Origin of the sequence: Psittacicella gerlachiana, assembly GCF_003585965.1 — a bacterium.
GTDB lineage: Bacteria > Pseudomonadota > Gammaproteobacteria > Enterobacterales > Psittacicellaceae > Psittacicella > Psittacicella gerlachiana.
This window is the reverse complement of record NZ_NRJF01000242.1, coordinates 1-3,189: the sequence shown is the minus strand read 5'-3', so window position 1 is coordinate 3,189 and position 3,189 is coordinate 1. Positions and strand designations below refer to the sequence as shown.

Here is a 3,189-nt window from a genome sequence, read left to right as displayed (position 1 = left end):
TAAAACGCTAGCGTTTTATTTGTAGCTCTTTCACAGAAAGAGCTAAGTAACAGTAAAGTTAATCTTCTTGCACTTAAGTATATTTGTTTAGAATTAACTTTCTTTGGATAGTTATTTAAAGTTTATTATTTAAACTATTGAGGAATCTAATGTCTGAAGTTTTTATTATTGCAACTCACGGAGTAGCAGCTAAGCAACTTTTAGCTACGACGGAGATGCTTTTAGGTGAACAAACCGGAGTTCATGCCGTGGATTTTGTGCCTGGGGAAAATGCTGATACTTTAGCAGCAAAATACCGTGAGATCATGGCACAGTATCCTGAAGATCAAAAATTCTTATTCTTAGTTGATCTTTGGGGTGGAAGTCCATTTAATGCCGCAAACTTGGCTGCTGGACAAAATCCAAATGCAATTATTGTGACCGGAGTAAATATTCCTGCATTACTAAATGCTTTCTCTGCACGTGATGATGAAGAATTACCTTTAGAAGAAATTGCAGCCGAAGCGGTTAAAGGAGCAAGAAGTGGTGTTAGAGCAACCCACCAAGGACAAGAGATCTTAAAAGAAGCTCCAACAGCCCCTGTAGCAGTATCACAAGCCTCATCGACTGTAAGTGCAAATCAAGCTCCAGCTTATAATGGACCATCAAAAATTGGTTCGCAAGTAATTGAGCCTTTAGAAAATGACAAACACTTTACTATAGGTCTCACTCGTATTGATGACCGTTTAATCCATGGGCAAGTAGCAACTGTTTGGACTAAAGTATCAGAAGTTTCACGTATTCTTGTTATCAACAATGATGTGGCTAAAGATAAAGTACGTTCAACTATGTTAAAACAATCTACGCCTCCTGGAGTTACGGCACACGTTTTAGACTTAGCAAAAGCAACTCGTGTAATGAATAATCCGGAATATGCTGGTGAACGCTTTATGCTGTTATTTACGAATCCTGAAGATATTTTAACTTTAGTTCGTGAAGCAAAATGGCCAATTAAAGAGGTTAATGTTGGAGGTATTTCTTTTAAAGAAGGTAAAACTAACTTAACCAAAGCGGTAAATGTTACTCCAGAAGATGTGGCTGCATTTAAAGAACTAAATTCTCTTGGAGTTAAATTAGAAGTTAGACAGGTTGTTAATGAAAAATCTGTTGATTTAATGAAAATTTTTGCAGATAAAGGGTTAGCATAGGATTGTAATTATGGATATTAGTATTATTCAATTAGTGTTACTATTTATAGTAGCGACAATAATTGGGATAGGTTCTATTTTTGATGAATTCCAAACTCACCGTCCTCTAATTGCGTGTACTTTAGTAGGTGCAGTATTAGGAGATATCCAAACTGGTATTATGGTAGGTGGGGTATTAGAATTATTAGCTTTAGGTTGGGCAAATATCGGGGCAGCTGTAGCACCTGATTCAGCTTTAGCTTCAGTAATTTCTACTATTCTTGTAATTGTAGCAAAACAAGATCGTGAAACTGCGATTTCTTTAGCAATTCCAATCGCAGCTGCAGGTCAAGTGTTATCTATTTTTATTCGTGCAATCTGTGTATCTTTCCAACACGGTGCCGATAAGGCAACAACGACGGGGGAGTGGAAATATATTGAAATTTACCACTACTTAGGTATTGTTCTTTATTCTTTACGTATTTCAATTATTGCGGTATTAGTTGCGGTAACAGCTGGAACTTCTGTAGTACAAGACTTAATCAACGGTATTCCTTCAGTAATTACTAATGGTTTAAATGTTGCAGGTGGCTTTATCGTGGTAGTAGGGTATGCAATGATTATTAATATGATGCGTGCTGGTCACTTAATGCCTTTCTTCTTCCTAGGCTTTACAACGGCTGCGTTCACAAACTTCAACTTAATTGGTATGGGTGTAATTGGTCTATGCTTAGCTATCCTTTATATCCAAATTCATCCAAGATATCAAAAAGGTGCAGTTGCGGCAAATCCACAAGCATCTTCTCAAGTTAACTTAGCAGATAACCGTTTAGATGATTAGGAGAGAGGACTATGGCACAACAAAATACTGAAAGAAAAATTACTGATTCAGATTTAAGAAATATGTTTATACGTTCTAATGCTTTCCAAGGTTCATGGAACTTTGAACGTATGCAAGCTTTAGGATGGGCATATACATTTTTACCAATTCTAAAAAGATTATATCCTGAGAATAACGAAGAACGTAGAAAAGCAATTAAAGCTCACTTAGAGTTCTTTAATACGCAACCATTCGTTGCAGCTCCTATTTTAGGGATTGCCGCTTCATTAGAAGAGCAAAAAGCTAATGGTGCAGATATCGAAGATGGTGCGATTAACTCAGTTAAAGTAGGGATGATGGGACCTTTAGCAGGGGTAGGTGATCCTATTTTCTGGGGAGCTGCTCGTCCAATTTTAGCTGCTTTAGGTGCTTCTCTTGCAATTCAAGGCTCAATTTTAGGACCTTTAGTATTCTTCTTCGGTTTTAATATTATCCGTTTATTAGTAAGATACTATGGTATTCTTGTTGGATATAAACAAGGGGTTAACCTTGTACAGGATGCTTCTTCAGGGGTATTACAAAAACTTACTGAAGGTGCTTCAATTCTAGGTCTCTTTGTGATTGGAGTGCTAGTTAATCAATGGGCAAGGGTAAATGTGGTTTTACCTTTACCATCGACTGATCCAAATGCTCCGCCACAAACTTTACAAACTATTTTTGATAGCTTAATTCCTGGTTTACTACCTTTAGGTTTAACTTTCTTATGTATGTGGTTATTACGTAAAGGGCTATCGCCAATTACTCAAATCTTTGCTGGTTTTGCGGTAGGTATTGTAGGTTATTGGTTAGGTATTTTAGGTTAATCTTAACTATTAAAAGCACTGTGAATTTAGTTCACGGTGCTTTTAAATTTGCTAAATTTTATTAATGTTAAGCTTGGGTAATCCCATATAGTTTTATTAAGAAAAAAATTAAACGCATTTGTCATTTAATTAGTGCACAAGCAATGTAAGTAAATCCCTACTATTAGTTATTAGTGAGATAGTTTTTATACAAACAACTAATTTATCCAAAAAATAGGCGAGAAAAATTAGAAATGTGCTTTTTTAGGGGTAAAGCTTTTGTTAGTCAAAGTTTTAAAATGATATGACAAATGAAAGTTTTTAATCATTTTCTTCCAATAAAATATGGCAAATGTTATGT

General features: G+C 35.6%; 3 protein-coding genes. All 3 read left to right on the top strand.

Annotated elements, in window-relative coordinates; all coding sequences use genetic code 11:
* The first annotated feature begins 149 nt into the window (after positions 1-149).
* The 3 genes from CKF59_RS07150 to manZ are packed head-to-tail and all read left to right on the top strand — an operon-like array spanning position 150 to position 2,849.
* Positions 150-1,187 carry a mannose/fructose/sorbose PTS transporter subunit IIA gene (locus CKF59_RS07150; RefSeq protein ID WP_119535243.1) on the top strand — a complete coding sequence of 346 codons (1,038 nt, stop codon included), beginning with the start codon at positions 150-152 and terminating at the stop codon, positions 1,185-1,187.
* Positions 1,188-1,197: 10 nt separating this feature from the next.
* Complete coding sequence (locus CKF59_RS07145) at positions 1,198-2,007, top strand: PTS mannose/fructose/sorbose transporter subunit IIC (RefSeq protein WP_119535242.1); 810 nt, start codon at positions 1,198-1,200, stop codon at positions 2,005-2,007.
* A gap of 11 nt (positions 2,008-2,018) precedes the next feature.
* Positions 2,019-2,849, top strand: coding sequence for a PTS mannose transporter subunit IID (gene manZ / locus CKF59_RS07140; protein WP_119535241.1), 831 nt, complete (start codon positions 2,019-2,021; stop codon positions 2,847-2,849).
* Positions 2,850-3,189: the final 340 nt, after the last annotated feature.

Coding starts and splice junctions, on each gene's coding strand:
- CKF59_RS07150 (WP_119535243.1), top strand. CDS start 150: ATGTCTGAAGTTTTTATTATTGCAACTCACGGAGTAGCAGCTAAGCAA.
- CKF59_RS07145 (WP_119535242.1), top strand. CDS start 1,198: ATGGATATTAGTATTATTCAATTAGTGTTACTATTTATAGTAGCGACA.
- manZ (WP_119535241.1), top strand. CDS start 2,019: ATGGCACAACAAAATACTGAAAGAAAAATTACTGATTCAGATTTAAGA.